General features: G+C 71.6%; 24 protein-coding genes. 10 read left to right on the top strand and 14 right to left on the bottom strand.

What is annotated here, in order from left to right:
- Window positions 1-69 precede the first annotated feature (69 nt).
- The 4 genes from ABD907_RS18665 to ABD907_RS18650 are packed head-to-tail and all read right to left on the bottom strand — an operon-like array spanning window position 70 to window position 4,710.
- Entirely contained in the window at window positions 70-996 is a 927-nt protein-coding gene (locus tag ABD907_RS18665; protein ID WP_486334119.1) for a carbohydrate ABC transporter permease, read from the bottom strand.
- Entirely contained in the window at window positions 993-1,961 is a 969-nt protein-coding gene (locus tag ABD907_RS18660) for a carbohydrate ABC transporter permease (protein WP_345218340.1), read from the bottom strand. Before ABD907_RS18660 ends, ABD907_RS18665 begins: the two co-directional genes overlap by 4 nt.
- Window positions 1,958-3,280 (bottom strand): extracellular solute-binding protein, encoded by a 1,323-nt coding sequence (locus tag ABD907_RS18655; RefSeq protein WP_345218336.1) that lies wholly within the window; start codon window positions 3,278-3,280, stop codon window positions 1,958-1,960. The genes ABD907_RS18660 and ABD907_RS18655 overlap by 4 nt, the downstream gene beginning before the upstream one ends.
- Window positions 3,277-4,710: an SAF domain-containing protein gene (locus ABD907_RS18650; RefSeq protein ID WP_345218335.1), complete on the bottom strand. Its 1,434-nt coding sequence runs from the start codon at window positions 4,708-4,710 to the stop codon at window positions 3,277-3,279. The genes ABD907_RS18655 and ABD907_RS18650 overlap by 4 nt, the downstream gene beginning before the upstream one ends.
- A gap of 114 nt (window positions 4,711-4,824) precedes the next feature.
- On the opposite strand from ABD907_RS18650, the gene otnK reads away from it, so the two are divergent.
- The 4 genes from otnK (at window position 4,825) to ABD907_RS18630 (ending at window position 8,361) form a co-directional block, all read left to right on the top strand.
- The gene (gene otnK / locus ABD907_RS18645; RefSeq protein ID WP_345218333.1) at window positions 4,825-6,132 is read left to right on the top strand and encodes a 3-oxo-tetronate kinase; all 1,308 of its coding nucleotides are present in this window, start codon (window positions 4,825-4,827) and stop codon (window positions 6,130-6,132) included.
- Complete coding sequence (locus ABD907_RS18640; protein WP_345218330.1) at window positions 6,129-6,830, top strand: class II aldolase/adducin family protein; 702 nt, start codon at window positions 6,129-6,131, stop codon at window positions 6,828-6,830. The genes otnK and ABD907_RS18640 overlap by 4 nt, the downstream gene beginning before the upstream one ends.
- Window positions 6,831-6,884: 54 nt before the next feature.
- Window positions 6,885-7,715 (top strand): DeoR/GlpR family DNA-binding transcription regulator, encoded by an 831-nt coding sequence (locus ABD907_RS18635; protein ID WP_345218328.1) that lies wholly within the window; start codon window positions 6,885-6,887, stop codon window positions 7,713-7,715.
- Window positions 7,716-7,995: 280 nt separating this feature from the next.
- Complete coding sequence (locus ABD907_RS18630) at window positions 7,996-8,361, top strand: YrdB family protein (RefSeq protein WP_345218326.1); 366 nt, start codon at window positions 7,996-7,998, stop codon at window positions 8,359-8,361.
- Window positions 8,362-8,407: 46 nt separating this feature from the next.
- On the opposite strand, the gene ABD907_RS18625 is transcribed toward ABD907_RS18630, so the two are convergent.
- Window positions 8,408-9,250, bottom strand: a complete 843-nt coding sequence (locus tag ABD907_RS18625; protein ID WP_345218324.1) for an SDR family NAD(P)-dependent oxidoreductase — start codon at window positions 9,248-9,250, stop codon at window positions 8,408-8,410.
- A 39-nt stretch (window positions 9,251-9,289) separates the two neighbouring features.
- Complete coding sequence (locus ABD907_RS18620; protein ID WP_345218323.1) at window positions 9,290-10,138, bottom strand: class I SAM-dependent methyltransferase; 849 nt, start codon at window positions 10,136-10,138, stop codon at window positions 9,290-9,292.
- Window positions 10,139-10,217: 79 nt separating this feature from the next.
- Here ABD907_RS18620 and ABD907_RS18615 point away from each other — a divergent pair, with 79 nt between their 5' ends.
- From ABD907_RS18615 to ABD907_RS18605, 3 genes are read left to right on the top strand one after another with little or no spacing between them, the layout of a single operon-like run.
- Window positions 10,218-11,015 carry a CDP-alcohol phosphatidyltransferase family protein gene (locus ABD907_RS18615; protein ID WP_345218321.1) on the top strand — a complete coding sequence of 266 codons (798 nt, stop codon included), beginning with the start codon at window positions 10,218-10,220 and terminating at the stop codon, window positions 11,013-11,015.
- On the top strand, window positions 11,012-11,845 hold the full coding sequence (locus tag ABD907_RS18610; RefSeq protein ID WP_345218319.1) for a class I SAM-dependent methyltransferase: 834 nt from the start codon (window positions 11,012-11,014) through the stop codon (window positions 11,843-11,845). Before ABD907_RS18615 ends, ABD907_RS18610 begins: the two co-directional genes overlap by 4 nt.
- A gap of 52 nt (window positions 11,846-11,897) precedes the next feature.
- A complete protein-coding gene (locus tag ABD907_RS18605; protein ID WP_345218317.1) occupies window positions 11,898-12,305 on the top strand; it encodes a hypothetical protein in 408 nt (135 codons plus the stop codon).
- Here ABD907_RS18605 and ABD907_RS18600 read toward each other — a convergent pair.
- The 3 genes from ABD907_RS18600 to ABD907_RS18590 are packed head-to-tail and all read right to left on the bottom strand — an operon-like array spanning window position 12,252 to window position 15,205.
- Window positions 12,252-12,941 carry an anti-sigma factor family protein gene (locus tag ABD907_RS18600; RefSeq protein ID WP_345218315.1) on the bottom strand — a complete coding sequence of 230 codons (690 nt, stop codon included), beginning with the start codon at window positions 12,939-12,941 and terminating at the stop codon, window positions 12,252-12,254. The two genes, ABD907_RS18605 and ABD907_RS18600, sit on opposite strands and share 54 nt — an antisense overlap.
- Window positions 12,938-13,450 carry a sigma-70 family RNA polymerase sigma factor gene (locus tag ABD907_RS18595; RefSeq protein ID WP_345218313.1) on the bottom strand — a complete coding sequence of 171 codons (513 nt, stop codon included), beginning with the start codon at window positions 13,448-13,450 and terminating at the stop codon, window positions 12,938-12,940. The genes ABD907_RS18600 and ABD907_RS18595 overlap by 4 nt, the downstream gene beginning before the upstream one ends.
- Window positions 13,451-13,498: 48 nt before the next feature.
- Window positions 13,499-15,205: a sulfatase-like hydrolase/transferase gene (locus ABD907_RS18590; protein ID WP_345218311.1), complete on the bottom strand. Its 1,707-nt coding sequence runs from the start codon at window positions 15,203-15,205 to the stop codon at window positions 13,499-13,501.
- Window positions 15,206-15,299: 94 nt separating this feature from the next.
- Between ABD907_RS18590 and ABD907_RS18585 the strand changes: the two genes are divergently transcribed.
- A complete protein-coding gene (locus ABD907_RS18585; protein ID WP_345218309.1) occupies window positions 15,300-16,310 on the top strand; it encodes a lysylphosphatidylglycerol synthase transmembrane domain-containing protein in 1,011 nt (336 codons plus the stop codon).
- Here the strand turns inward: ABD907_RS18585 and ABD907_RS18580 are convergent.
- Window positions 16,292-17,029, bottom strand: a complete 738-nt coding sequence (locus tag ABD907_RS18580) for a hypothetical protein (protein ID WP_345218307.1) — start codon at window positions 17,027-17,029, stop codon at window positions 16,292-16,294. The two genes, ABD907_RS18585 and ABD907_RS18580, sit on opposite strands and share 19 nt — an antisense overlap.
- A gap of 213 nt (window positions 17,030-17,242) precedes the next feature.
- Here ABD907_RS18580 and ABD907_RS18575 point away from each other — a divergent pair, with 213 nt between their 5' ends.
- Window positions 17,243-17,863 (top strand): hypothetical protein, encoded by a 621-nt coding sequence (locus tag ABD907_RS18575; RefSeq protein ID WP_345218305.1) that lies wholly within the window; start codon window positions 17,243-17,245, stop codon window positions 17,861-17,863.
- Window positions 17,853-18,095 carry a helix-turn-helix domain-containing protein gene (locus tag ABD907_RS18570; RefSeq protein WP_345218303.1) on the top strand — a complete coding sequence of 81 codons (243 nt, stop codon included), beginning with the start codon at window positions 17,853-17,855 and terminating at the stop codon, window positions 18,093-18,095. The genes ABD907_RS18575 and ABD907_RS18570 overlap by 11 nt, the downstream gene beginning before the upstream one ends.
- A gap of 160 nt (window positions 18,096-18,255) precedes the next feature.
- Here ABD907_RS18570 and ABD907_RS18565 read toward each other — a convergent pair whose 3' ends face one another.
- From ABD907_RS18565 to ABD907_RS18550, 4 genes are all read right to left on the bottom strand, one after another.
- Window positions 18,256-19,893, bottom strand: a complete 1,638-nt coding sequence (locus tag ABD907_RS18565; protein WP_345218301.1) for a thiamine pyrophosphate-binding protein — start codon at window positions 19,891-19,893, stop codon at window positions 18,256-18,258.
- Between the two features lie 35 nt (window positions 19,894-19,928).
- Window positions 19,929-20,903, bottom strand: coding sequence for a lactate/malate family dehydrogenase (locus ABD907_RS18560; protein ID WP_345218299.1), 975 nt, complete (start codon window positions 20,901-20,903; stop codon window positions 19,929-19,931).
- Between the two features lie 544 nt (window positions 20,904-21,447).
- Window positions 21,448-22,233, bottom strand: coding sequence for an inositol monophosphatase family protein (locus tag ABD907_RS18555; protein ID WP_345218296.1), 786 nt, complete (start codon window positions 22,231-22,233; stop codon window positions 21,448-21,450).
- Window positions 22,234-22,330: 97 nt separating this feature from the next.
- Window positions 22,331-23,746, bottom strand: a complete 1,416-nt coding sequence (locus tag ABD907_RS18550) for a hypothetical protein (protein ID WP_345218294.1) — start codon at window positions 23,744-23,746, stop codon at window positions 22,331-22,333.
- Window positions 23,747-23,824: the final 78 nt, after the last annotated feature.

The raw sequence follows: 23,824 nt of genomic DNA, 5'->3' as shown, positions 1-23,824 counted from the left end.
TCGGCGGCGTGGTTCGACGGCGTGCTCCGTCGTCGTTGCGCAAGCGTGCTCAGCAGTCGTCCCGGCAGGTCACTGGCCGCCGAGCCCGGTCGTCGCCACGCTCTGCACGATCTGACGCTGGAACAGCATGAAGACGATGATGAGCGGCAGCCCAGCCAGCGTGGCCGCCGCCATCTCCTGCGAGTAGATCTGACCGTAGGCGCTGAGCACGTTCGGCAGGCCGACGGGCAGCGTCATCAGCTCGGGCTCGCTCGTCACGATGAACGGCCACAGGAAGTTGTTCCAGGCGTTGATGAACACGAAGATTCCGACGGCGGCCAGGATCGGGCGCGAGAGCGGCAGGACGATCGACATGAAGATCCGTAGCCGCGAGGCACCGTCGATCCGTGCGGCCTCCTCGAGCTCGACGGGGACGCCGTCGAAGAACTTCTTGAGGATGAAGACCATCACGGGTGCGATCACCTGGGGCAGCGCGATGCCCCAGTAGGTGTCGACCAGCCGCCAGCTGACCATCTGCTGGAACAGCGGCACCACGAGGATCTGCGGCGGCACCATGATCGAGCCGATCGTGAGGGCGAACAGCAGGTTCTTGCCCCGGAAGGTGGTGCGCGAGAACCCGTAGGCGGCGAGCGCCGAGACCACCATGGTCAGGACGGTGACCATCAGCGCGACGACGACGCTGTTGAGGAACCAGTTCTGGAGGTTCCCCGCGGCCAGCACGTCCCGGTACGAGTCGAGCGTGAAGCCGTCGGGCGGGATCCACGACAGGGGCAGCGCACCGGCGTCGGCCTCGGTCTTGAAGGAGGTGTTGACGGCCCAGGCCATGGGGATCAGCCACAGCACGGTCATGACGAGGAGGGCGCCCCAGGTCAGGACGCGCGGGCCCCAGGAAGTGCCGAGGAGGAGCCGTTCCTGCTCGGTCTGCGCGGTCAACCTCCGGAGTCTCCCCCTGCGCGGGCTCCCGGTGGTCAGCGGAGCTGCGGACGTGGCGGTCATGCGGGGGTCTCCCTCCGGCGGGCGATGAGCACCTGGGCGATCGAGACGATCACGATGAGCGCCAGGAACAGGTACGACAGCGCGGCCGCGTAGCCGAGGCGGTAGCCCGTGAACCCGGCGTCGTAGACGTAGAGCAGGAAGGACTGGGTGGCACCGTTCGGTCCGCCCTTGGTCATCAGGTAGATCTGGTCGAACACCTTCAACGAGGACAGGATCTGCAGGATCAGGACCACGCCGGTGATGCGCCCGAGCTGTGGCAACGTGATGTTCCACAGCCGGCGGAAGGGGCCGGCACCGTCGATGGAGGCCGCCTCGTACAGGTGGTTCGGGATCGCCTGCATCGCCGAGAGGTAGAGCAGGAAGTTGAACCCCACCGTCCACCACACCGTCGCCATGGTGACCGACCACATGGCTGCGTTCTCGTCGGAGAGCCAGCCGATGCTGCCGATGCCGAGCGAGGCGAGCGTTTGGTTCACCAGGCCGAGGTTCTCCTCGAGCAGCCAGCTCCAGATCATCGCCACGGTCGCGACGGGCAGCAGGTAGGGCGCGAAGAACGCCAGCCGCCAGAGCCACTGACCGCGCACGCCGGTGTAGACCACGATCGCCATCAACAGCGCGATCAGCACCAGCGGCACCGTGCTGATCAGGGTGAAGAACGCCGTGTGGCCCAGGGCTCGCCACGCGGTCGGGTCGGACAACGCATTGGCGTAGTTCGTGAGCCCGACGAAGTTCGGGGCGCCACCGACGAGCGACTGGTCGGTGAGGCTGAGCCAGATGCCGTAGACGATCGGCCAGATCATGAACAGCACGAAGAAGACCAGGAAGGGGAACACGAACCAGCCGGCGGACCAGGACCGCTTTCGCCGACGGCGGTCGTTGCCGCTGCCTCCACCGCCGCCACCGCCTTCACCCGGCGCCGGGGCTGCTGAGCTTTCGCGGGTCTTCGTCAGCGCATCCGTACTCACTGCACACCACCTGTGGTCGGGTTGGGTTCGGCGGCTCTCTGCTCGCAGTACCGGACGAGCTCATCTGCGGCGCGTGCCGGGTCGCCGCCGAGGATCGCGTTCTGGACCGGGAAGCCGGCCTCTCGCTGGAACTCGGACCCGGACCCGGTGAACCACGCCTGGGGGTCCAGCGCGGCGGTCTCGGACGCCTGGACGTAGTCGCGCTGCGGCTCGAGCTGCTGGTACTCGGAGGTCTGGGTCACGGGTGTGTAGGCGGGGATGTGGCCCGCCTCCGCCCACGTGATGCTGGCCTTGAGGAACTCGGCCACGAACTGGTGCGCCTCACGCCGCTTGGCCTCGTCGGCGGCCAGCTGGGCGGGCAGGACGAAGGAGTGGGAGTCGGCCGCGCCGGCCGGCTCTCCGAGGATCGTGGGGAACGGCGAAGCACCCAGGTCGGGGACCTCCGCGTCGCGGAACGTCGTGAGCTCCCACTCGCCGTTGAAGTGCATGGCGGAGCGGCCGTTGACGAAGGACGCCTCCGACGCCGCCGACTGCTGGTTGGGCAGGGCGCGGGTGCCGTCGAACAGCTGACCGAGGAAGGCCATCACCCGCTCCACGCCGTCGACGTCGATGTCCACGACCCCCTCGCCGAGCTCGAACTTCGTGCCCTGCTGACTGAGCAGCGACCAGAAGATCCGCCATGCCTGTGAGTCGTGGTTGATGTGCCCGAAGCTCACCGGCGTCAGGCCGCTGGTGGCGTGGAGCTCGTCGAGGGCGGCGAGGAAGTCGTCCCCGCCCTCGAACTCACGGAGCACGCCGTCGGTGGTCAACATCCCGGCAGCGTCGAGCGGCTCGCGCTGATAGAAGCTGATGAAGGGGTGGGTGTCCATGGGGATCGCGCGCTGCTCGCCGTCGAAGACGCCTCGGGACCACAGCTTCTGGTCGAAGTCCTCGGGCCGGATCCCGAACTCGGCGAGGAGGTCGAGGTCGAACGGCTCGAGCAGGCCGCCCGGCGCGTAGCCCGGCAGACGGGACAGGTGCAGGATCGCCAGGTCGGGGCCGCGCCCGCCGGTGGAGGCCATCGCGAGCTTGGTGTAGTACGGCTGCCCCCACTCGAGCACGGTCGAGTGGACCGAGCCGACGATCGGCGTGATCTCGGCGAGGATCTCCTCCAGGAGCACCCCGTCCCCGCCGGAGAAGAGGTTCCAGAACCGGACGCTCTGGCCGGAGGAGTAGTCGCCGGTGAACCGGGCGCAGGAGCCCAGGACGGGTGCGGCCAGGCCGAGCAGACCCGCTCCGAGCACGGTCCGCCTGCTGGGCCCTGGCTGATATGGGGTCATGCCGACGCTCCTCGAGAGCTGGTGGGTTCTTGCGCCGCCGACCCGCCGGCCGGCGCAACCGCCTGGGCGAGGGAGGACGGTGGGACACGGACGTCGGACGCCCGGATCGGCGTGCCGGCCGGGATCTCCCTGGTGACGACGGCGCCGTCCAGGAGGTAGAAGGGCACCACGTCACGCGGCGCCCGCCGGCCGAGTCGCGGCTCGACGCCGGCGATGTCGTGGTGGTGGCCGGCGACCGTCAGCCGTTCGCCGGCCGGCAGCCGGCCCCGCGCGACGCCGTACATCACCATCGGTTCGGGGTCCGACTGGTTGTCCGGCGCCGGCGCCGACCCCGACGCCATCGGTGAGGTGCGGCGAGCCGCCGCGACGATCGAGCGGACGGCCTCCAGGCCCATCAGGTGGTGCGGCCAGTAGACGCAGGCGTAGCGACGGTCCCGGCTGATCACGTGCCCCTTGGCGGCGAGGACGTCGAACGTGCCGGGGTCGTCGCCGCGGACGACGGCGAAGACCCCGCCGCCGAAGCTGGCCTCGTCGCTGCGTCGCAGGAGCGTGAAGACGTCGACGACGCCGTCGGTGCGGCGGATGCCGCCGTGCTCCCGCGCGGCGTAGACGTCCGCGAGCTCCGGGACGCGGACGAGCGGGTGGTGGAGCGTGTCGACGTCCGCGTCGAGGCCCAGCGCGTTGGCGGCGACGGTCATCTCGCACACGTCGGCGGCCGAGCGCAGGTCCACAGGCCCCAGCGCGTCGGCGCGCGCGGCGAGGACCTCCTCGACCGAACCCTCGAGCTGCCAGAGGCCGCGCAGCGAACCGTCGTCGACCTCGTTCTCCAGGTACCGGCCCCGGCCGGTCGCCGCGTCGAGGACGACGTCGTACTCGCCGGCCTTGCCGGCGGCGAGTACGTCCAGGCCGCACTCCCGGGCCCAGGTCACCAGAGCGACGAGGTTCGCTGGCTGGTCACCCTCGACGGGCAGCAGCCGGACCCCGGCCGCCGCCGCGGCCGCCTCGAGCTGCGGCCCGGCGGTGGCGTGCGCCTCCTTCGTGACCATGACGACGTGGCGGCCGGCGACGATCGCTGCGGACGCGACGTCGTAGCCGGTGGTGGCGCGGCCGGTGGCCTCGACGACGACGTCGTAGGCGGCCGGGTCGAGCAGCTCCGGGTCGGCGACGACGGCGATCCGGCCCGCGCCGACCGCGTCCCTGACCTCAGCGCGGTCGTGGCACTGGATCAGGTCCGCTTCGGCGTAGCCGGACGAACGGCAGGTCCGGCGCAGGGCGGCGATGTCGAGGTCGCACAGCACGGCGGGACGGATGCCGGGGTGCCGACGTGCCGAGGGCAGCAGCGTGCGGGCGAACCCGCCGGCCGCTCCGGTGAGAGCGAGACGAACGGCGTCGTCGTCGCCGTCCCGCTCTGGCCGCTGCGGAACCTTCATCGATCTCCCTGCGCCGTCGTCGCCGCTCGCTCAGCACACCCGAGGACCGGGTGTCGATACGGACGAACCTAGAGCGGTTTCACATGTGCGTCAACATCTGTATCGTCGTTTCACATGCCGGAAGAAGCGCTGCCCATCGGTGTCGTCGCCGACGACCTCACCGGAGCGACGGACCTCGCCCTGATGGCGTCCGAACGAGGGCTGCGGAGCGTCGTGTGCGTCGACGTCCCCGCGGCGGGCACGGTACCGCCGGACGCGGACGTGCTCGTCGTCGCGCTGCGGTCCCGGACGGCGCCCGTGGCCACCGCCGTGGACGCCAGCCGCCGGGCGCTCGGCTGGCTCCGCCAGCAGGGCGCCCGCCGCTTCCACCTCAAGTACTGCTCGACCTTCGACTCCACGCCGCGCGGGAACATCGGCCCCGTCCTGGAGGCGTTGCTCGACGATCTCGGCTCGCCGACGACGGTGGTCGTGCCCTCGTTCCCGGCGACGGGCCGAACGGTCTACCGCGGCTATCTCTTCGTCGGGAACGAGCTCCTCGCGGAGAGCTCGATGCGCGACCACCCGCTGACGCCCATGCGGGACTCCCACCTCGTCCGGCTCCTGCAGCCGCAGATGAGTGGCCGCGTCTCCGCCGTGGCGCTCGAGCACGTGCGCGGCGACCTGCCTGCTGCCTTGGACGCCGCCCGGCGCGGCGGCGTGCGCGCCGTCGTCCTCGACGCGATCGAGGACGGGGACCTGGCCGCGATCCACCGCGCGACGGCGGACCTGCCGCTGACGACCGGCGCGGCCGGGCTCGTCACCGCGTGGGGGCGTGGCGGCGAGTCGGCGGCCGTCGCCGTCGGCGCACCCGGGCCGTCGGTGAGCCTGGTCGGCAGCCAGTCCCGGGCGAGCCGCGAGCAGGTGGAGCGTGCCCGCGCTCACCAGCCGGTGCTGGCGATCTCTCCGCCGGCGGGTGAGGACGGCGTCGCGCCGGCGGCCGACCGGGCCGTCGGCTGGTGCCTGGAGCGCTGGTCCGAGGACGCCGAGCGGCCGGTGCTCGTCCACGCGGCGCCGCCGGACAGCGACGTCTCCCCGGACGAGGCCGCCCTGCTGGAACGCACGTTCGCGCGGACCGCGGCGACGCTGGCCGCCCGGGGCGTGCGCCGGTTCGTGGTCGGCGGCGGCGAGACATCGGGGAGCGTGATCGCCGCGCTCGACGTCCGGACCCTGGCGATCGGCCCGGCGATCAGCCCGGGGGTCTGCTGGGCGTCCGGGGAGTTGGCGCCCGGGGACCCGGGCACGGGACTCGCCGGCGAGGGCACGAGCACGAGGGCCGCCCCGGGGACGACCGGCGAGGTCTCCGCCACGTGCGCCCTCAGCCTCAAGTCGGGAAATTTCGGAGGCCCCGACTTCTTCGTCGACGCCTGGGAGATGCTGCGATGACGCCGGCCACCGGACCAGCCGGCGACCCGGCCGGGGACCTGGGCGCCGCCGGGCGGGCCGTGGTCGCCGCCGGGCGGGCCGCGGTGGCCGCCGGCCTCTCGCCGGGCACGTCGGGCAACATCAGCGTCCGCGACGGCGACGTCGTCCTCATGTCACCCACCGGCGCGCGCCTGGACGCCCTCACCGCCGACTCGCTGTCCGTGCTCGGCCTCGACGGTGAACCGGTCGCCGGGCCGGCCCCGTCGAAGGAACGCTGGCTGCACCGGGCGATGTACCGGCGCGACCCGGCGGCCCGTGCCGTCGTCCACGTCCACAGCCCCTACGCCGCCGCGGCGTCCTGCCTGCCACCGTGGAGCCCGACCAGCGCGCTGGCGCCCCTGACGCCGTACTTCGTCATGCGGGTGGGTCAGACGCCGCTGGTGCCGTACGCCGCTCCGGGTGATCGGCGCCAGGCCGACACGCTCGAATCGCTCGAGGTGCCGCTGCGCGCCGCGCTGCTGCAGAACCACGGCCCCGTGGTCGCCGGCGTGGACCTCGACGCGGCCGTCGACTCGGCGGTCGAGCTCGAGGAGGCAGCACGGCTGACCGTGCTGCTCTCCCCCGCCCGGCCGCGGACCTTGACGGAGGGCGAGGTCCTCGAGCTGGCGGAGCGCCACGGAAGCCCCTGGACGCCGTCGGCGGGCGGTCACACGTCATGAACGCCTGGCGGCGGCCTCTGTGATGACGCGTGATGATCTGTTAACGTCCGGACGATGACGGCCGGCGGCAGCAGTGCGGGGAGCGAGAGCGCGGAGAACCAGCCACCGCTCGCGCTGATCCCCGAGCAGCGCCGGCAACGGATGGTCACCCTGCTGGAGCAGGACGTCGTGCTGTCCGTCCGTGAGCTCACCACCAAGCTCGGCGTCTCGCACATGACGGTGCGCCGCGACATCGCCGCCCTGGAGGCGGAGGGGCGCGCCGTCTCGGTCACCGGCGGGGTGCGCCTGGCCCGTCACCTCCACTCCGAGCCCAGCTACGAGGTCAAGGCCGTCACCCACCTCGACCTCAAGGAGGCCATCGCGGCGGAGGCGGCCAGTCGGGTGAGCTCGGGTGCGGCCATCTACCTCGACGCCGGCACGACCGTCGCCGCGCTCGTGCCGGCGCTGCTCACGCTCACGGACCTGACGGTGGTCACCAACGACTTCACCACCTTGAGCCTGCTGATGGACCACGACCTCGAGCTGGTGCACGTCGGCGGCCACGTCGAGAACCGCAACCGGTCGAGCATCGGGCGCCTGGCCGCCGCGACCCTGCGCCAGATCAACGTCGACGTCGCGTTCCTGAGCGCCAGCTCGTGGGACGGCACCCGGGGGGTCACCACGCCGTCGGAGTCCAAGGTGGACGTCAAGCACGCGGCGATGGAGGTGGCCTCGACCTCGATCCTGCTCGCCGACGCGACCAAGTACGGCACCTTCGCGATGCACCGGGTTGCCCCGCTGACGGCCTTCGACGAGGTCATCACGGACACCGGGTTCTCCGGCGACGCGGCGAGCCAGCTGCGCGCCGGCGGCGTGCCGCTGACCCTGGCGGGGCCCGAGGGATAGTGTCGGCGACGCACGCTGCTCGTCCGATCGGCGGGACTACCGAAGGAAAAGCCTTCCGGATCGGCGCCCTACCCTTACGGACGCCGCCACCACGTCGATGGGCGTACCCGTCGACCGCGAGCGGGCGCCGTCCCGTCGGTGTGGTGGGGGCGTCGACGTGCGGAGCGGGCCGCTCTGCTGGCTGTCCGGCCCTAACCTCTCGGAACCTCGTTCGAACGAACCCTGAACGCTAGCCAAGAGTCGGTGCCGCCCGGCCACCGGGGAGCGGGATGATCGCACCGTGGTGATCCTCGGGTGGGTGGTACTGACGGTGCTCTTCGTCGCCGAGCTGGCGGCCATGGCGGCGTTCGGTGTGTGGGGCTGGCAACAGGAGCCGCGGTGGTTGCTGGTGTGGGTGCTGCCAGTGGCTGCCGCCGTCGCCTGGTACTTCTTCGCCGCGCCGCGGGCGCCATACGGCGGACACGGGGTCCGGCCGGCGGTGAAGGTGGGGGTGTTCGGGCTCGCGGTGCTTGCCCTGCACGGCGCGGGGCACACAGGCTGGGCGGTCGTGCTCGGGGTCACCGCCGTGGTGGTGCACCTGCTCGCCCTCCTGCCAGGCATCCGCGCACTCACCTCGGCTCCGGCAGCCCCGCCGAGCAAGCGGTAACTGCGCGTCTGCGCACTTGGACGAGCAGTTAGGGCTTGTTCGGCGGTCAGTGGCCGCCCTCGGGCAGGGCGACGGCGAGGCCGGCCGTGAGTCCGCCGTCGACCTTGAGCTCCGCGCCGGTGATGAAGGAAGCACGCGGGCTGAGCAGGAACTCGACGGCCTCGGCGACCTCCGCCGGCTGGGCGACCCGGCCGAGCGGGTGGGCACGTCCCCAGTCGGCGACCAGATCGTCCGGGTCGCCGCCCTCGCTGAACTGACCGGCCGCCCACCGCAACATCGGGGTGTCGACCGAGCCGGGGCACACGGCGTTCACGCGGATGCCCTCGCGGGCGTGGTCGACGGCCATCGCCTTGGTCAGGGACACCAGGGCGCCCTTGCTGGCGGAGTACGCGGCGACGCCGGTCTGCGTGGCGAAGGCCTGGACGGACGCGACGAGGACCACCGCCCCCCCCCCGCCACGCGCCCGCAGGAGCGGCACGCCGATGCGGCAGGCGTTGAACGCACCGCCGAGGTTGACGTCCATGACCTCGCGGTACAGGTCCGGCGACGTGGCCTCGACGGTGCCGTACCGCTGGATCCCGGCGGCGCACACCACGGCGTCGAGCCCGCCGTGGCGCGACTGGATGTCGGCCGCGACCTCGTCGAGCCGTTCCGTGTCCGTCAGCTCTGCGGCGATCGGTACGAAGTTGCCGGGTGCGCCGTCGAGCGCGGACCCCGTGGCTGCGAGCGCGGTCTCGTCACGGTCGATCCCGAGAACCACGCCGCCACGCGAGACCAGCGCCCTGGCGACGGCGGCGCCGATCCCGGCGGCCGCGCCGGTGACGAGCGCGACTTTGCCGTGCCAGCTCAGCGAGGACTGGTCGGCGCTTGCGGTCGGGTCCGTGGTCATGTGGCTCCTCGGGACGGTAGGGCTTTCTCGGTGGGGCGCTCAGGTCTTGGCCGGCGGGGCCGGCCGGACGAGGACGTCCTCGTGGTGCAGGGTCAGTGAGAGTGTGCCGGCGGCCACCTGGGCCAGGCGCCGGCGCCGGTAGGGCCCCGCGGCAGCGTCGAGCTCGGGTCGCTGCTCGCACGCCGCGCCCAGCCAGCCGGCGAACCATTGCGCGACCAGTTCCGCGTGCTCGGCGCCGAGCCTCCACGGGCTCGGCCAGACGATGACGTCACGGCCGAGTGCCGCGAAGCCGTCGGCCACGGCGCGCACGGCGTCGGGACCTGCGGTGGCGCGCCGCTGGTGGAGGTTGAACGCGTCGGCGACGTCGCCGTCGAGCGGGTCGGCCGGGGCGAGCTCGACGCCGCCGCTGACGCTGAGGGTGATCAGCACGGGGCATCCCACGCTTGCGCAGCTCGCGACGAGGCTGTCCAGCTCGTCGGCGGTCATCATGTCGAGCAGTGCGGACGCACAAATGAGGTCCGCGCTGGCCAGCTCCTCCGGCGCGAGCCAGGCGACGTCCTGGCGACGGGTCTCCACGGTGACCACGGAGCCGTCGGCCGCCTCCCCGGGCGGGTTCGCCGCGGCATGGAGCAGCAGGTCGGCGTCCCTGTCGTGCAGCACCCAGTGCTGGGGCCCGTCCAGCCGCGGGCCGAGCCAGCGGGCCATCGACCCCGTGCCGCAGCCGAGGTCGTGGATCTCCAGGCCGCCACCGCTGCCACCGACTCGGCCGGTGAGAGACGGGAGCGAGCGCCGCACCTCTTCGACGAGGTGGGCGGAGCGCGCGGCAGCGTCGGCCGGCTCGCGCAGCTCCAGCCAGCGGGAGCTGACCCGAACCGTCTCGATCGTCATGTTTCTCCCTGCCACGGGTGAACCGAACGCCGGCACCTTCCGTAGTAGAAGGTACGACGACTTCAAAGACGGAGGCGCGATGGTCACGGTTCAACGTGCCCTGGAGGCGGGCCTCGTCGGGCTCGCCGCACTCCTCGCCGTGCTGGCGACGACCGTCGGGCTCAGCATCCGGTCCGCCGGCATCGGGCTGGCGTGCGGCGTCGTCCTCGGCGTGGCGGTCATCCGGTACGTCCGCGGTAGGGCCGTGACGCTCGGACCGGCCGATCTGGTGACGTTCTTCCGCGCCACGTTGACCTGCGCGGTGGCGGCGCTGGTGGCGGACTCCTACCTCGGGCAGCCACCGGTGACGCTGCTGGTGGCGCTGGCCGGGGCCGCGCTCCTCCTCGACGCCGTCGACGGCATCGTCGCCCGGCTCACCGGCACGGCATCACGGTTCGGCGCCAAGATCGACGGCGAGGCCGACGCGTTCCTCCTCCTGGTCCTCAGCGTCTACGTCGCCCAGTCCGTCGGCGCGTGGGTCCTGGCCATCGGGGTGGTGCGCTACGTGTTCTCGGCGGCCGGGTGGGTGTGGCCGTGGATGTGGGCGCAGCTCCCCTACCGCTACTGGCGCAAGCCGGTGACCGCGGTCCAGGGTGTCGTGCTCGTGGTCGTGGCGGCCGAAGTCGTCGCCCCGTTGCCGATGTACGCCGCGCTGGGCGTGGCGCTGGTCCTCCTGACCGAGTCGTTCGCGCGCGACGTGCTGTGGTTGTGGCGCCATCGCCCCTCCGCACGCGTCGGCAGCCGCGCGGCCAGCGGCACGGCCAGCGGTGCCGGCAGCGGAGCAGCGGACAGCAACAGCACCGCTCCGGCCCGACGCCTGCACCCGGGGATGCCATGAGACAGGACGAGCGCGGGCATTTCGACCAGGCTCTCCGGGGCGCCCGGATGACGGCGCACGATCCCGACGAGTTCGTCGGCCAGGAAGGTCTCATGCGGGCCGGGGAGATCCTCGAGCTCGCCCGCCGCGCCGGTATCGGGCCGGGCGTCTCGGTGCTGGACCTGTGCTGCGGCGTCGCCGGGCCGGGACGCTTCCTCACCGCGGAGCTGGGCAACAGCTACCTGGGCGTGGACTACAGCGCGAGCGCCATCGACCTGGCGCGCGAACGCGCCGGCGACCTGCCCTGCCGCTTCGAGGTCTCGCACGTGCCGCCGGTCCCGCCCGGGCCGTTCGACGTGGTGCTGCTCCTCGAGACCATGCTGGCCTTCGCCGACAAGGAGGGGCTGGTGCGGGAGGTCTCCGCGGCGCTCCGCCCCGGCGGGCGGTTCGCCTTCACGGTCGAGGAGGGCCGTCCGCTGACGGACGCCGAGCGCGAGGCCATGCCGGACGCCGACACCGTGTGGCCGGTCGCCCTGCCGGATCTGCTCGCCTGCTTGGAGCGGGTCGGCCTCGAGGTGACCTGGATCCAGGAGTGCAGCCGCCACCACCAGGCGGTGGTCGAGTCCCTGCTCGCCGCGTTCGTCGCCGACGGCCGGTCCATCGCCGAGCGCGTGGGGCACCTCGCCCTGGAGGAGCTGCTCGTCGCGCACCGGTTGTGGAGCGGCTGGCTCAAAGACGGACGGGTGCGCAAGTTCGCCGTCGTCACCCGCCGGAGCTCCGGGCACGCACGCCGGAGCGCAAGACACGCGTCGATGAACCGCGTGGGGGTGCCACCTCGTCCTTGTACGTGACGGGCCGGTGCGCCCCGCGGCGCGGCCGGCGATCGAACGATGGGAGAACGTCATGACGATCCGGGTTCTGACCGCGCTGGCGGTCCTCGTCTCGGCGGCGGTGCACCTCTACCTCTGGTTCAGCTTTGCCAGCGGCGACGACGTGCTCGGCCCCGGCTTCATGCTCAACGCCGTCGGCGGGGTCGTCATCGCCCTGCTGCTGCTCGCCTGGCGGCACTGGCTCCCGCCGCTGCTCGCCATCGGGTTCGGGCTGGCGACACTCACCGCCTTCGTGCTCGCCACCCAGGGCATGCTCTTCGACGTGACCGCCAGCTGGGGAGGCTGGGAGGTCTGGACCGCCGCCGCGGCCGAGGTGGTGGCGATCGTCGGCGGCGTGCTGATCCTCGCGCGGCGCGGGCGCTCGGGCTCAGGTGCCCAGCGTCAGCACCACGCGACCCCCCGGCGTGCGCACCTCGACTGACTCGATGTCCTCGCGGCTCGCGGCGGTCCCGGCCGCGAGCCGCATCGTCGCGCCATCGACCGACTTCCAGCTGCCGACCTGCTCCGTCTCCCCGTCGCGCGTGCGCACCACCAGGACGTAGTCCACCTCTGGCGGAAGCTCGTACTCCACCGAGTCCGGCTCGTAGGAGCAGGAGAGACGGAGCCGGGTCCCCCACGCCACGTCCTCCATCAGGACCGTCGCCTCCACCGGGACCTCGCCCACTGGTTCCATGGCCTCCGGCTCGGCAGTCGCCGTGACGCTCGGTTCCGGGGTTCCTACGCCGTCGTCCGCTACCTGCGACACGGTCACCGGCACGGCGACCGCCGCGGCGGCAGCAGCGGCGAGCCCGGCCACGGCGAGGGTGCGCCGGCGCCGGCGACGGCGAACGGCGCGCACCAACGACGGCACCAGGTCAGGCGCCGGCTCGTCCAGCGGGCGGGTCTCCAGCAGCGTGGCGTCGACGCGGCCCAGCAGGGCCGGGATGCCGGCGAAGTCGCGCACGGCGCTCGTGCACTCCTCGCAGCCGTCCAGGTGCCGCTCGAAGGCGAGCCGCTCGGCGGGCGAGAGTGCGCCGAGGACGTACGCTCCGGCGTCGTGGGCGAAACGGCAGCTCATGCGCTCACCCCCATCTCTTCCAGGGCCAGCTTCAAGGCACGCAGGGCGTAGTGCGTGCGGGACTTCACCGTGCCCTCGGGGACCCCGAGGCGCCGCGCGGCGTCGGCAACCGGACGCCCCCGGTAGTAGCACTCCAGCAGCACGGCCTGGTGCTCCGCCGAGAGCTGGGTGAGTGCCTCGGCCACGACCCAGGACAGGAGCAGCCGGTCGCTCTCGTCGTCCTGCGGGCCCTCCTCGGGGATGTCTGCGACCGGGATCTCGTTGTGCGAGCGGCGGCTGCGCCACTGGTCGATCACGATGTTGCGGGCCACGGTGAACAGCCACGCACGCACCGCCGGCGGCGGCGCCTCGAGGATGGTGCGGTGCCGCCAGGCGCGGAGCATCGTCTCCTGGACGACGTCCTCGGCCCGCGCTCGGTCGTTGCTCACCTGGCGGAGGCAGAAGTGCCAGAGGGCGGCGGCGTGCTCGTCGTGCAGCTGCTGCATGAGCGCGCCCTCGTCCTCAGGCATTCCACCCTCCTCGCCCGTGAAGAGATACGTGCCTGCAGCGGCTGGGGTTCATCGCCGCCCGGTCCCATTGTGCGTCTCGGGACCGTAGGCGCCGAGGAACCGGTCGCGGAAGGCGTCCATCCGCCACACGGGGGCGTCCGGGTCCGGGCACAGCCCGTGGCCCCAGCCCCACCCGGAGATTCGTTCGAGGACCGCGGGATCTCGGGCCAGGATCGCGACCGGGACGTCGTGGCCGGCGCCCTCGCCCGAAACGATCGTGGTCGGCTGGTGGTCGCCGAGGAGCACGATCACCGTGTCGTCGTCGCCGTGGGTGGCCACGAAGGAGACGACGGCGTCGAGCGCGTACTCGACGGAATCGGCGTAGGCGTCCTGGACCCGTCGCGGTGAGGTCCAGATGTCGCTCCGGGACGGCAGCCGCTCGGGCATGCCGTCGTAGACCGAGCCGTCGCCGACGCTCTGCGGGTCGATCATCGGTGGTGTGGGGACCCAGGGTGCGTGGCTGCTGATCAGGTCGATCTCGGCCATCACCGGCGGCCGGTCGTCCTCCGCCAGCTCGCGGCGCGCGAAGGTCTCGAGGGTGTACTGGTCCGGCATCGTGGCGTAGCCGAACTCCGGGCCCTCGTAGCCGAGGTTGCGTGAGTCGTAGATGTGGTCGTAGCCGTAGAAGGCGCCCTGCGGCCAGTCGCGGTTGTTGGCCGGGACGGCGGCCACCGTGCGCCAGCCGGCTCGTCCGAACAGGCGGCTGAGGGTGAGACGTTCGCTGGTGACGAGCACGTCGTAACGCTGCTGGGTGTCGGTCCACATCCCCGACTGGAGGGTGCCGTGCGCCAGCCAGCTCTTCCCGCCGAAGGTGGGTGAGGTCAGGAACGCACTCCGGCCGGCGAAGCCCTCCTCCGCCAGGCGCGCGGTGGCGTCGTCGAGGGCCGAGTCGAGCCGGTCGGAGAACCAGGCCCCCTCGACGGAGACCCGGCCGAGGCTCTCCACGAACACGAACAGCACGTCCTTGCCCCGCAGGCCAGTCAGCAGATCGGCCGGATCGGTGTCGCGGTACGGGTCCTGCTGGGCGGCCTCGGCGAACTCCCGGCGGTCACGCAGCTCGGAGGGGATGTGGCTGATCTGGCCGTAGAGGTAGCCGGCTCCCTCCCGCGACGCCACCGGTCCCGCGGCGCCGCGCACGTCCAGCACCGCGAGCACGACCCACACCGCCAGCAGGGTGGCTACCACCTTCGTGGCCGGCCGTCGGTGACGGGCCGCGACCCGCGTCAGCCGCCGCACCGAGAGCGGCACCAGGACCAGGAGCGCGAGAGCGAGCACTGCCGCCGCGACCAGCAGGACCGTGCCGAGCAGCCCGCCGAACAGGTCCCGGACGAGCGCGTTCAGGTCGCCGGCGTAGCGCCAGTCGATCATCGGGTCGAACGGCCGGTTGAGCGCGTGCCACATCGCCATGTCGAGCAGCTTGAAGACGGCGGTCAGGCCGAGCACGATCCCGACGGCGACGGCGATCGCCCGTCGTAGGCGAGCCGTCCGCGGGCGTAGGGCGAGTGCGACCGCGAGCAACGCCAGGAGCACGATCGGCAACCGCACGAACGCGGCGAGCTCCAGGTCGCTGACCCGGTTCGGCACGGTGAGCACCACGAGGACCAGCAGGGCCGCCAGCACCGTCAGGACCCACGCACCGACGGCACGCCTCGTCGGTCCGGGACCCGCACCGACGGCGCGCGTCGCCGGTTCGGGACCGCGGTGAACCCGGCGCACACCAGCTCCGTTCTTCACGGGTGACAGGGAGTTACACGTGCTACGAACGAGACGGCCGCGGCTGCGGTTCACTCGACGCCGGTGAGGTGGTGCGATGCGGGAGGGCACACCTGGCCGCACGACCGGCCGCGCGACGGCGGTCCCGTGGCGGTGGGTCCGCACGATCGTCGGCGCGGTGGTGCTCGGCGTCGTCGTCTGGCAGACGGGCCTGGCCCCGTTCGCCGACGGTGTCCGGGCGCTCGACGTGGTGACGCTGGCGGCCGCCGCTGCCGTCGCCGTGGTGACCACGGCGGCGTGCGCGTGGCGGTGGCACCTGGTGGCTCGAGGGCTGGGCGTCGACGTCGCCATGGGCCCGGCGGTGGCCTCCTGCTACCGCGCACAGTTCCTCAACGTGACGCTGCCGGCCGGGGTGCTCGGTGACGTCCACCGCGGTGTCCGGCACGGCCGTCTCGCCGGGTCCACGAGCCGCGGGTTGCGCTCGGTCGCGTGGGAGCGGTTCGCCGGCCAGGTGGTCCTGGTCCTCATCGTGGTGGCGACGCTGCTGCTCGTCCCCTCCCCGGTCCGCCTCGCCGCGCCGGCGTTGCTCGCGGTCCTGGTCGCCGCCGCGGCGGTGGCGGCGCTAGCCCTCCGGCTCGTTCCGTCGACGGCCACCGCGTCTCGCTTCGGCAGGCTGCTGCGCGGACTCGGTGACGACGTGCGCCACGGGCTCCTGGCACGTGCGGCGTGGCCCGGCGTTGTGGTCACCTCGGTGGTGGCCGTCGCGGGCCACGTCGCGACGTACCTCCTCGCCGCCCGGGCCGTCGGGGTGACGGCGCCGCTGCTGACTCTGGTGCCCCTCGCACTGCTGGTGCTCCTGGCGGCGGGGCTACCGCTGAACGTCGCGGGATGGGGCCCGCGCGAGGGCATGGCGGCCTGGGTGTTCGGCGTCGCAGGACTCGGCGCCGAGCAGGGAGTCGCGACGGCCGTCGCGTACGGGGTGATGGTGGTGTTCGCCAGCCTGCCGGGCGTCGTCGTGCTGGCGGTGGGCTCCGCCCCGCGTGCTCGGGGTCGGGCGGTGCAGCCCTCGACGCGCGCCGGCGGACCGCTTCACAGGTCGCCGACGTAGGTCCACAGATCGCCGCTGAACGTCACCGCCCACAGACCTGGCGCGCCAGCCGGAACGACGCGGCACACCACCGCGTCGACGGTCTCGCCCGGTAGGACAGGACGCGCGAGCTCCTCGACCTCGTTGTCGTACGCCTTGCACCGCGTGCTCTCGACGGTGCCGTCGAACCGCTGGAACGCGAAGGCCGCCTCCGCGCCGATCGCTCGGGGCTCCGAGCTCGTGTTGGTCACCGCAACCGGCACACCCCACAGCTCGTAACCGTCACCGCGCGGATCGTAGAACCCTTGGGCGACAACCTCCTCGGTCACCTCGACCGGCTCGTGGAAGGCGATCTCCCAGACGCCGTTCGTGATCGCACTTCCCCACCCCATCGGGTTCTCCCACGCGCCGTGGTGGCCGTCGGGGTTTCGCTCGTGCGGGACGACGGGTTCCCTGAGCGGCTCGCCGTCACCCGGTGGCGGACCGGTCAGCGGCTCGGCGGCGGCGGGCGGCTCGGTGAGCTGTTCGTTGTTCGATGTCGGTTCGGTCCGCTGACCGGCCGAGACTTCCCACGTCGCTGTCGAATCCGCGGCGGACTGTCCCTCACCGCGGCCCGCCACCGGGTCGGACGCCACCTTCCACAGAAGGACGCCGAGCACCAGAACCACGGCGGTTCCGGTGACGACTGCGGGCACCATTCCACGGCGCGACGACGTCGCAGATCGTTGCGGCGTGCTCATCCGTCCTCGTTTCCTCGGCCGCACCACCCCGCGCGGCGCGAACTGACGTCAGCTTGGCAAGCCGGCGAGATCCGCCGTCGGGAGGTTGTGGACAACGTGCGACCACGCAGCTGTCAACAGGCGCCGTCTCGGTAGGTGTGATTCTCAGAAGCAACCGCGCCGAGGGTTTATCGTTTCTCAATGTCGTCTACAAGCGGTGCCAAGTGGTTTGGCATGACGAAGCGGAACCAAACTCTGAAGGACCGGCGATCAGAGGCCGGTCTGGCCAAGAGCCTCGTCACCGTCATCGGTGGCCTCGCCGTACTGAACGGCCTTGCCGGAGTCTTCGTCCTCCTGTCCGGTCATTGGCTCTTCACCAACGGTGACGCCCGACGGCCGACGATCGCCGAGCTGCCGCAGTCTGACTTCACCTTTGTCGAGGGCCAGACGGTCTACCTGACCGATCTGCCCCTGTGGATCCGGCTGGTCTTCGCACTTCCGGGCAGCCTCCTCACCCTGATCTATCTGGTTTCCGCGCTGTCTGTACGACGACTGGTCATCCAGATAGGTCGGGGCGAACCCTTCAGCGTGCGGGCGCGCCGGTCGCTCGCCGCGTTGAGCCTGACTCTTCTCAGCGGCAGCCTCCTGGACCTGATCATCACGTTCACCTTGGAACATTCGATGCCTGAACAGATCACCGCGCATCTGCATGGTCAGGGCATCCAGCTGGCCAGCTTCTCCCACGGTCCGAACTGGCACGTCATGCTGCTCGTCCTCGGCGCCATCTCCTCAGCCCTGCTCGCTGCCTTCTCCGACGGCGCTCGCCTGCGCGAGGAGGCCGAAGGTGTCGTCTGAGCGCGCGCTCTCGAGACCGCACCGCATCCGCTGCCATCTCGACGACGTCCTGCGCGCCCGGGGCATGACCCTCACCGAGCTGTCGGAGCGGACAGGCATCACGATGGCGAACCTGTCGATCCTCAAGACCAACAAGGCGCGCGCGGTCCGCTTCACGACGTTGACGATCCTGTGCGACGTCCTCCGGACGACGCCCGCAGAGCTGTTCAGCGTCGAGCCGCGGGATGGCTGAGGTCGCTGCCCGCGCCACGCAGATCTGCACCACGTCGTCCAGGGCGAACAAGCCGGAAGTGCCCGTCTGGTGCGGTGAATGGGACCTTAGGGCTTGTTCGGCATGGACCCGACAGCGGATGACCGATCGAGCGGCGCGATGCGGTCGGGGCGGGTCCCGGTCACTTCTCGGCCGAGAAGCTGTGCTCGATCATCCAGGACGGGAACTGCGGGATCTTGAGGTCGACGACGAGCGGTGCGCGGCGCTCGCCGTCGACCCATCCCCGGACGCCGGCCAGGTCTTCCACGCTGCGGACCGTCACGGCCGCGCAGCCGAACCCGCGCGCGACGGCGGCGACGTCGGTCTCCGGGAACGTCACGGTGGCCAGGTCGTCCGTCTCGGGGGCGAAGTGGTGCACCTCGGCCCCGTAGGCGGCGTCGTTGTAGACGACGATCACCACGGGCAAGGACTCGCGCACGGCGGTGTCGAGCTCGGTGAGGCTCATCATGAACCCGCCGTCGCCCACGCCGGCGATGGCGATCCGGTCGCGGCGGGCGACGGCCGCGCCGACGGCGGCACCGATCGCCAGGCCGATGGACTGGAAGGCGAGCGGCAGGCAGTACCCGTCGGCGTCGGGGATGGAGAAGAACATCGCCGGGTAGCCGTTGAAGTTCCCGCCGTCGGGCACGACGATCCGGTTGTCGGGCAGCATCTCGTCCAGCGCGATGGTCGCGGTGCGCGGATCGATCGTCGTGTCCGTCCCCATGTCTTCGAACGGCTGGTCCTGCCACCGCACGCCGGAGACGATCCGGTCGCGCACCTCCGGCGTCCGGTAGCCCTCGTCCGGCCGCGCGCTCAGGCGGCCGGTGGCCGCCGCGGCCACCGGCGCCGCCTCTCCGAGGACGCCGTGATCGGGTTTCGCGTGCCGGCCGATCGCCTCGCGCTCGACGTCGACCTGGACGACGCGGGAGCCGGCCAGCAGCGTCCCGTCCCGGGTGGTCCACGTGTTCAGGCTCGCGCCGAAGGCGACAACGGCGTCCGCGTCCGTGATGAGGTCGACCACGTCCGGCGGCGAGAAGCCGCCCATGGTGTCGAGGTACCAGGGATTGCCCGCGAACAGGCCCCTCGCGACGCCGGATGTGGCCAGCAACGCGCCCGACGCCTCCGCGAGCGCCTCGATCTCCTCGCGGGCGTACCGGGCACCGCGCCCGCCGACGATCAAGGGCCGGCGTGCCTCCGACAGCACCCGCGCGACCACCTCTGCGCCGTCCTCGGACGTGCCCGACGGCGCGACGGGGACGGCCGCTGGGATGCTCTCGGGCGAGAAGTCGATCTCCCGCTCCTGGACGTCGAGCGCCATGTTGAGCACCACGGTGCGCCGCTCGCCCGCCGCTCGGTGGAACGCGCGAGCAGTGTCCGCGACGGCGGTGCTGCCCTTGTGCACCCGCTCGACCTCCGCGCCGAGCGCCGTGATCGCGCTCTCCTGGTCGATCCAGAAGTTCGACGTCTTCGTCGTCGGCGGGGTGTCGCCGGTGACGACGACGATGGGCGTGCGGCTCTTGGCCGCCTCCGTGATGGCGGTCATCGCGTTCGTCAGCCCGCAGCCCTGGTGGAGGCTCACCACCGAGACCTCGCCGGTCATCCGCGAGTACGCGTCGGCCATCATGGTGGCGCCGTGCTCGTGCCGGGCGGCCACGTACCTCGCGCCCTGATCCGTCATGGCCCGGGTGGCCCAGAAGTTGCCGCTGCCGACCACCCCGAAGACCTGGCCGACCCCGAGCGAGACGAGCGTCCGTCCCACCGCTTCCGCTACGCGCATCTGATGTCTCCTCTGACTGACGACTCGCTCTCAGACTACGGAAGGTTCGCCACGTCTCCGGTCAGCTCGTCGGCGACGCCGGTGACCAGCTCCGCGGCCCGCTCGAGCGCACCGTACTCGTGCCCGCTGAGCGACCACTCCTCGACCCCGACCACCCCGCTGCGGCCGAGCCGTGCCGGCAGACCGAGGAACGACGAGCCCGGCGCGTAGCCGGTGCCGTCGGTCGCGATCGATGTCGGCAGGACGCCACCGTCGCGCATGCCATGCAGCATCCGCGCGACCCCCTTGGGGCTGCTCCAGCCGCTGGTGCGTCCGGACTGGAGGGCGGACCACCGCGCGAAGAAGCCCTCGATGTCTTCCACGACCCGACGGCGGGCCGCCTCGTCGAGGGCGACGTGCGCGCCGTCGACCCGGATCTGGCTGAAGATCGGTACCTGGGCGTCGCCGTGCTGGCCCAGCACCCAGGCCTCGACCCGCTCGACGCCGACACCCAGCTCTCGCGCCACGGCGGACCGGAAGCGGGTGCTGTCGTTGAGGCTGTACCCGAGGACCTGGTGCGCCGCGAGGCTCGAGGTGCGGCGAAGGCACTCGGCCAGGATGTCGATGGGGTTGCTCAGGAGCAGCAGGGTCCCGTCGTCGCCGACGCTGTGCTCGACGGCGGGCACCAACGTGCGCAGCAGCTCCCAGTTCACGGTCGCGAAGGTGAGTCGCGAGCGACCGGGCTCCTCGGGCCTGGAGGCGGCGACGACGGTGACGTCGGCGGGCGGGAGCTCCTCCGCGGGCACGACGTCGATGCGTGGCGCCGACAGGCCAGCGGTGACGGCGGCCTCGGTGACATCCCAGGCGTGGGCGCGAACGAGGCCCTCTCGCGGGTCGCTGACGGTGACGTGCCGGCACAGCCCCGACGTCACGATCTCGTACAGGACACCGGAACCGATGAGCCCGCCCGCGCCGAGGATGGCCACGCTCGCGGGCCAGGGCGTGTCCGAGTCCCTTGTCTGTTCCGACATCAGTGGTCGCCCCTCTCGTCGAATTGATATCCACTCTTCCATCGATCGGGAACCAACCTCTGGAAGCATGCGCCCGTGCCCAGACTCGTCGTCATCACCGGCCCGGTCCTGGCGCGCTGGCTGGACTAGGTCACCGGGCTGTGGCTCGACACGACGGGTCAGAGTCCCGAGGAGACCGTGGAGGCGATTATGGCCGACGGCATGGTGGCCTCGCGCTCCTAGCCGAAGGTCGCGGTACTAGCCGAAGCACTCAACGCCCCAGGATCTCCTGGCCGCAACCGCCGGTCACGAAAAGGCGGGGCCCGATGTCGCCAGCACACGCCCCGTCCAGGTTCTCGAGCATCCGGCGCATGGGCGCCTGCGTGAGAGGACGTGTGCGGGAGCGGACCGAGCCAGTGTCCGGTGCTCCGGCCCGTACCGCATGAGGATTGGCTGCCCGGCGTGCATGAATGGCAAGCGCAGCAGTTCGCCAGGAAATCAGAATCCGGGACGCCCGAATAGTTGTCCGCTGGCGAGGCAATACGACTCCTGCATTACCTCTTCATCAGTCAAGCTCGTTGAAGGCCGGTATCGCCCTGATTTGATCGGTCAGCAGGCCGTTGGTGTAGACACCGCCGGCCGCGTCGAAACGCGCGCCCCCGAACCGGTCGTAGTAGCAGCCGCCCGCCTCGGTCACGAGCAGCACCTGTGGGGCGTGGTCCCACGCGCCACCAGCGGGAGCGATCACGGCATCCACGCGTCCCCCGACCAGCGCGATGATGTCGCCGAGCGAATCCGCCGACCAGCGGGCGTGCAGAGCGATCGCCTTGGCCAAATGCGAACCACTTGCGACGAACCCACCTATCCGCGCGTGAGCTAGGCGAGCCGTCCGCGAGACCTGCATCCGCTGAGCGTTCTCGGGCGACTCTTCGGCGTGACCGCGCCATGCTCCTTCGCCGCGGATGGCCCACCATCGGATTCCCTCGGTCGGCCGAGTGATGATGCCTAACGCGAGCTCGCCACCAATCGTCAGCGCAACATGAGTCCCCCACGACCGGCGGCCGGCCAAGAAGGGCTCCGTCCCGTCGATGGGGTCGATAATCCATTGCCGGTGCCGTTGCCCCGGACTTCCGCCACCCTCCTCGCTCAGCACACCGTCACCTGGACGCTGCTCGCGAAGAATCTTGATGAGAGCGGCCTCCACCGCGACGTCTGCCGCACTGACGATTGTGCCGTCGTCCTTGACCGAGGTGCTGACAATGCGACGGAAATAGCGAAGGCTCACGGCGTCGGCAGCGTGCGCCAGCCGATGGAGCAGCTCCAGATCATCGCAGCTCATGAAACCGATCAAGGCTCGAGGCCGAGCGTGCCCTCATCGTCATGACCCCACTCGCACTGCTCCGACGCCTCGTCGAGAACCCAAGATCTCGGATGTCTCGCACGTGTTGTCAGTGTCCGGAGTCGAGTGGGCCCTGTGTCCACCCGGGGCGCGTCGCGGGCACAAGGTCGCCGACCACGCGGACCAGCGCCACCGCCTGCTGGACGATCGCGCGGCGGGTGACGTCGAACGTGTCGTCGCTGATCGCGAAGTCGCTCCCGAAGTGCTGCATGTCGGGCGTGTGGATGTGTCCCGCGGGGATGTCCAGACCCATCCGGTCGCGCAGGAGCGTGTTGCGGTAGGCGCTCTCGTTGGAGAGGTAGTTGCCTCCCCCGCCTCGGTACGACGCCGACCCTGCCGAGGGTTCGACCGGCGCCTCGGGTGGTGGGTACTCGTGCGGGACCGGGTCGTTGCGTGCGACGCGCTCGCTCGAGCTCGGCTCGGGGAACTCCGTGAAGCGGGTGTTCCAGACGACGCCGTACGCGACGGTCCCGTCGGGCCAGGTCGAGCGCGGCGGGCGGGTTACGTCCGCTCCGCTGCTCGCGGCGATCATCTGCTCGACGGGCAGGCTCGCGCGCGTCCACTGGGGCGGGTCGTGGAGGTCGAACGTCTCACGTCCGCCCAAGCGAACCGGGATCTGGATGTTGGCGTCGGGGTTGTCGGTCGCGAGCTGCGGCCGGCCGTCGACCGGAGCCGCCGGGGTGACGCCCTCGTTGTCGGCACGGGCGCCGCGGTAGCGCGCGTTGAACTCCTCGAGGTGGAACTCCGACCCGCCGCCCTGGCTGAGGGTGAGAGACGCGTGCACCTGTTTCGGCCCGGACCGCATCCACGGGCCGACCGTGTCCTCGAGGTAGCCGCGGTCGAAGGCCGTGTACCTGACGGGCAGGATGTACGCCTCGATCCGAGCCTCGGTGCCGTCGGGTCGGGTGTGGCTGGTGCCGTCGAGCGCGAGCGCCGCGGCACCGGAGGGGTTGCCGTGGCGGAGGTTGTTGCCGGCGGCGTCGGCAGTGGTGCCGGTGTCTCCGCCGTCGAGCGTGTACGGGTCGAAGCCGCCGACGAGCACGCGGGCGCGCCCGTCGGGGAAGTCGATGTCGGTCATGCCGCGCGAGGCGCGGTCGAAGGCGTCGCGCAGGTGGTCACGCTCCTGCGCGGTCAGGTCCGGTCCCGGCCACAGGCGGATCGTCAGCAACGCGAGCACGCGGGTCCAGTAGAGCGGCCGGTCGTCGCTCGCGGGCAGGTTGCCGCGCTCGACCCGCCCCTGGGCGCGGTCGACCGCGGCACGCCAGAGCCTGCTGCCGTGCTCGGCGGCCACCTGGCCGGCCTCCTCGGCGGAGGTCGTCGTGTCCAGGGCCGCGCGCAGGATCGGCACGACGTCCTCGAAACCGCCGCCGTGGATCATCAGCTCCGCGAACGGGACCGACTGCGGCAGGGAGGCGTCGTCGTCGTCCGGAAGCCGCAGCTCCAGCCTGTCCTCCTCCACCGTCATCCCTGCGACGCTACCGAACGAAGCCGCCCTTCTTGTGCGCATCGACGACGAGAGCGTCACGCTTGTGCCGTGACGAAG

Source organism: Georgenia halophila (genome assembly GCF_039541595.1).
Note: the sequence above shows the minus strand (reverse complement) of the source record. Positions and strands in the feature narration are given on the sequence as shown.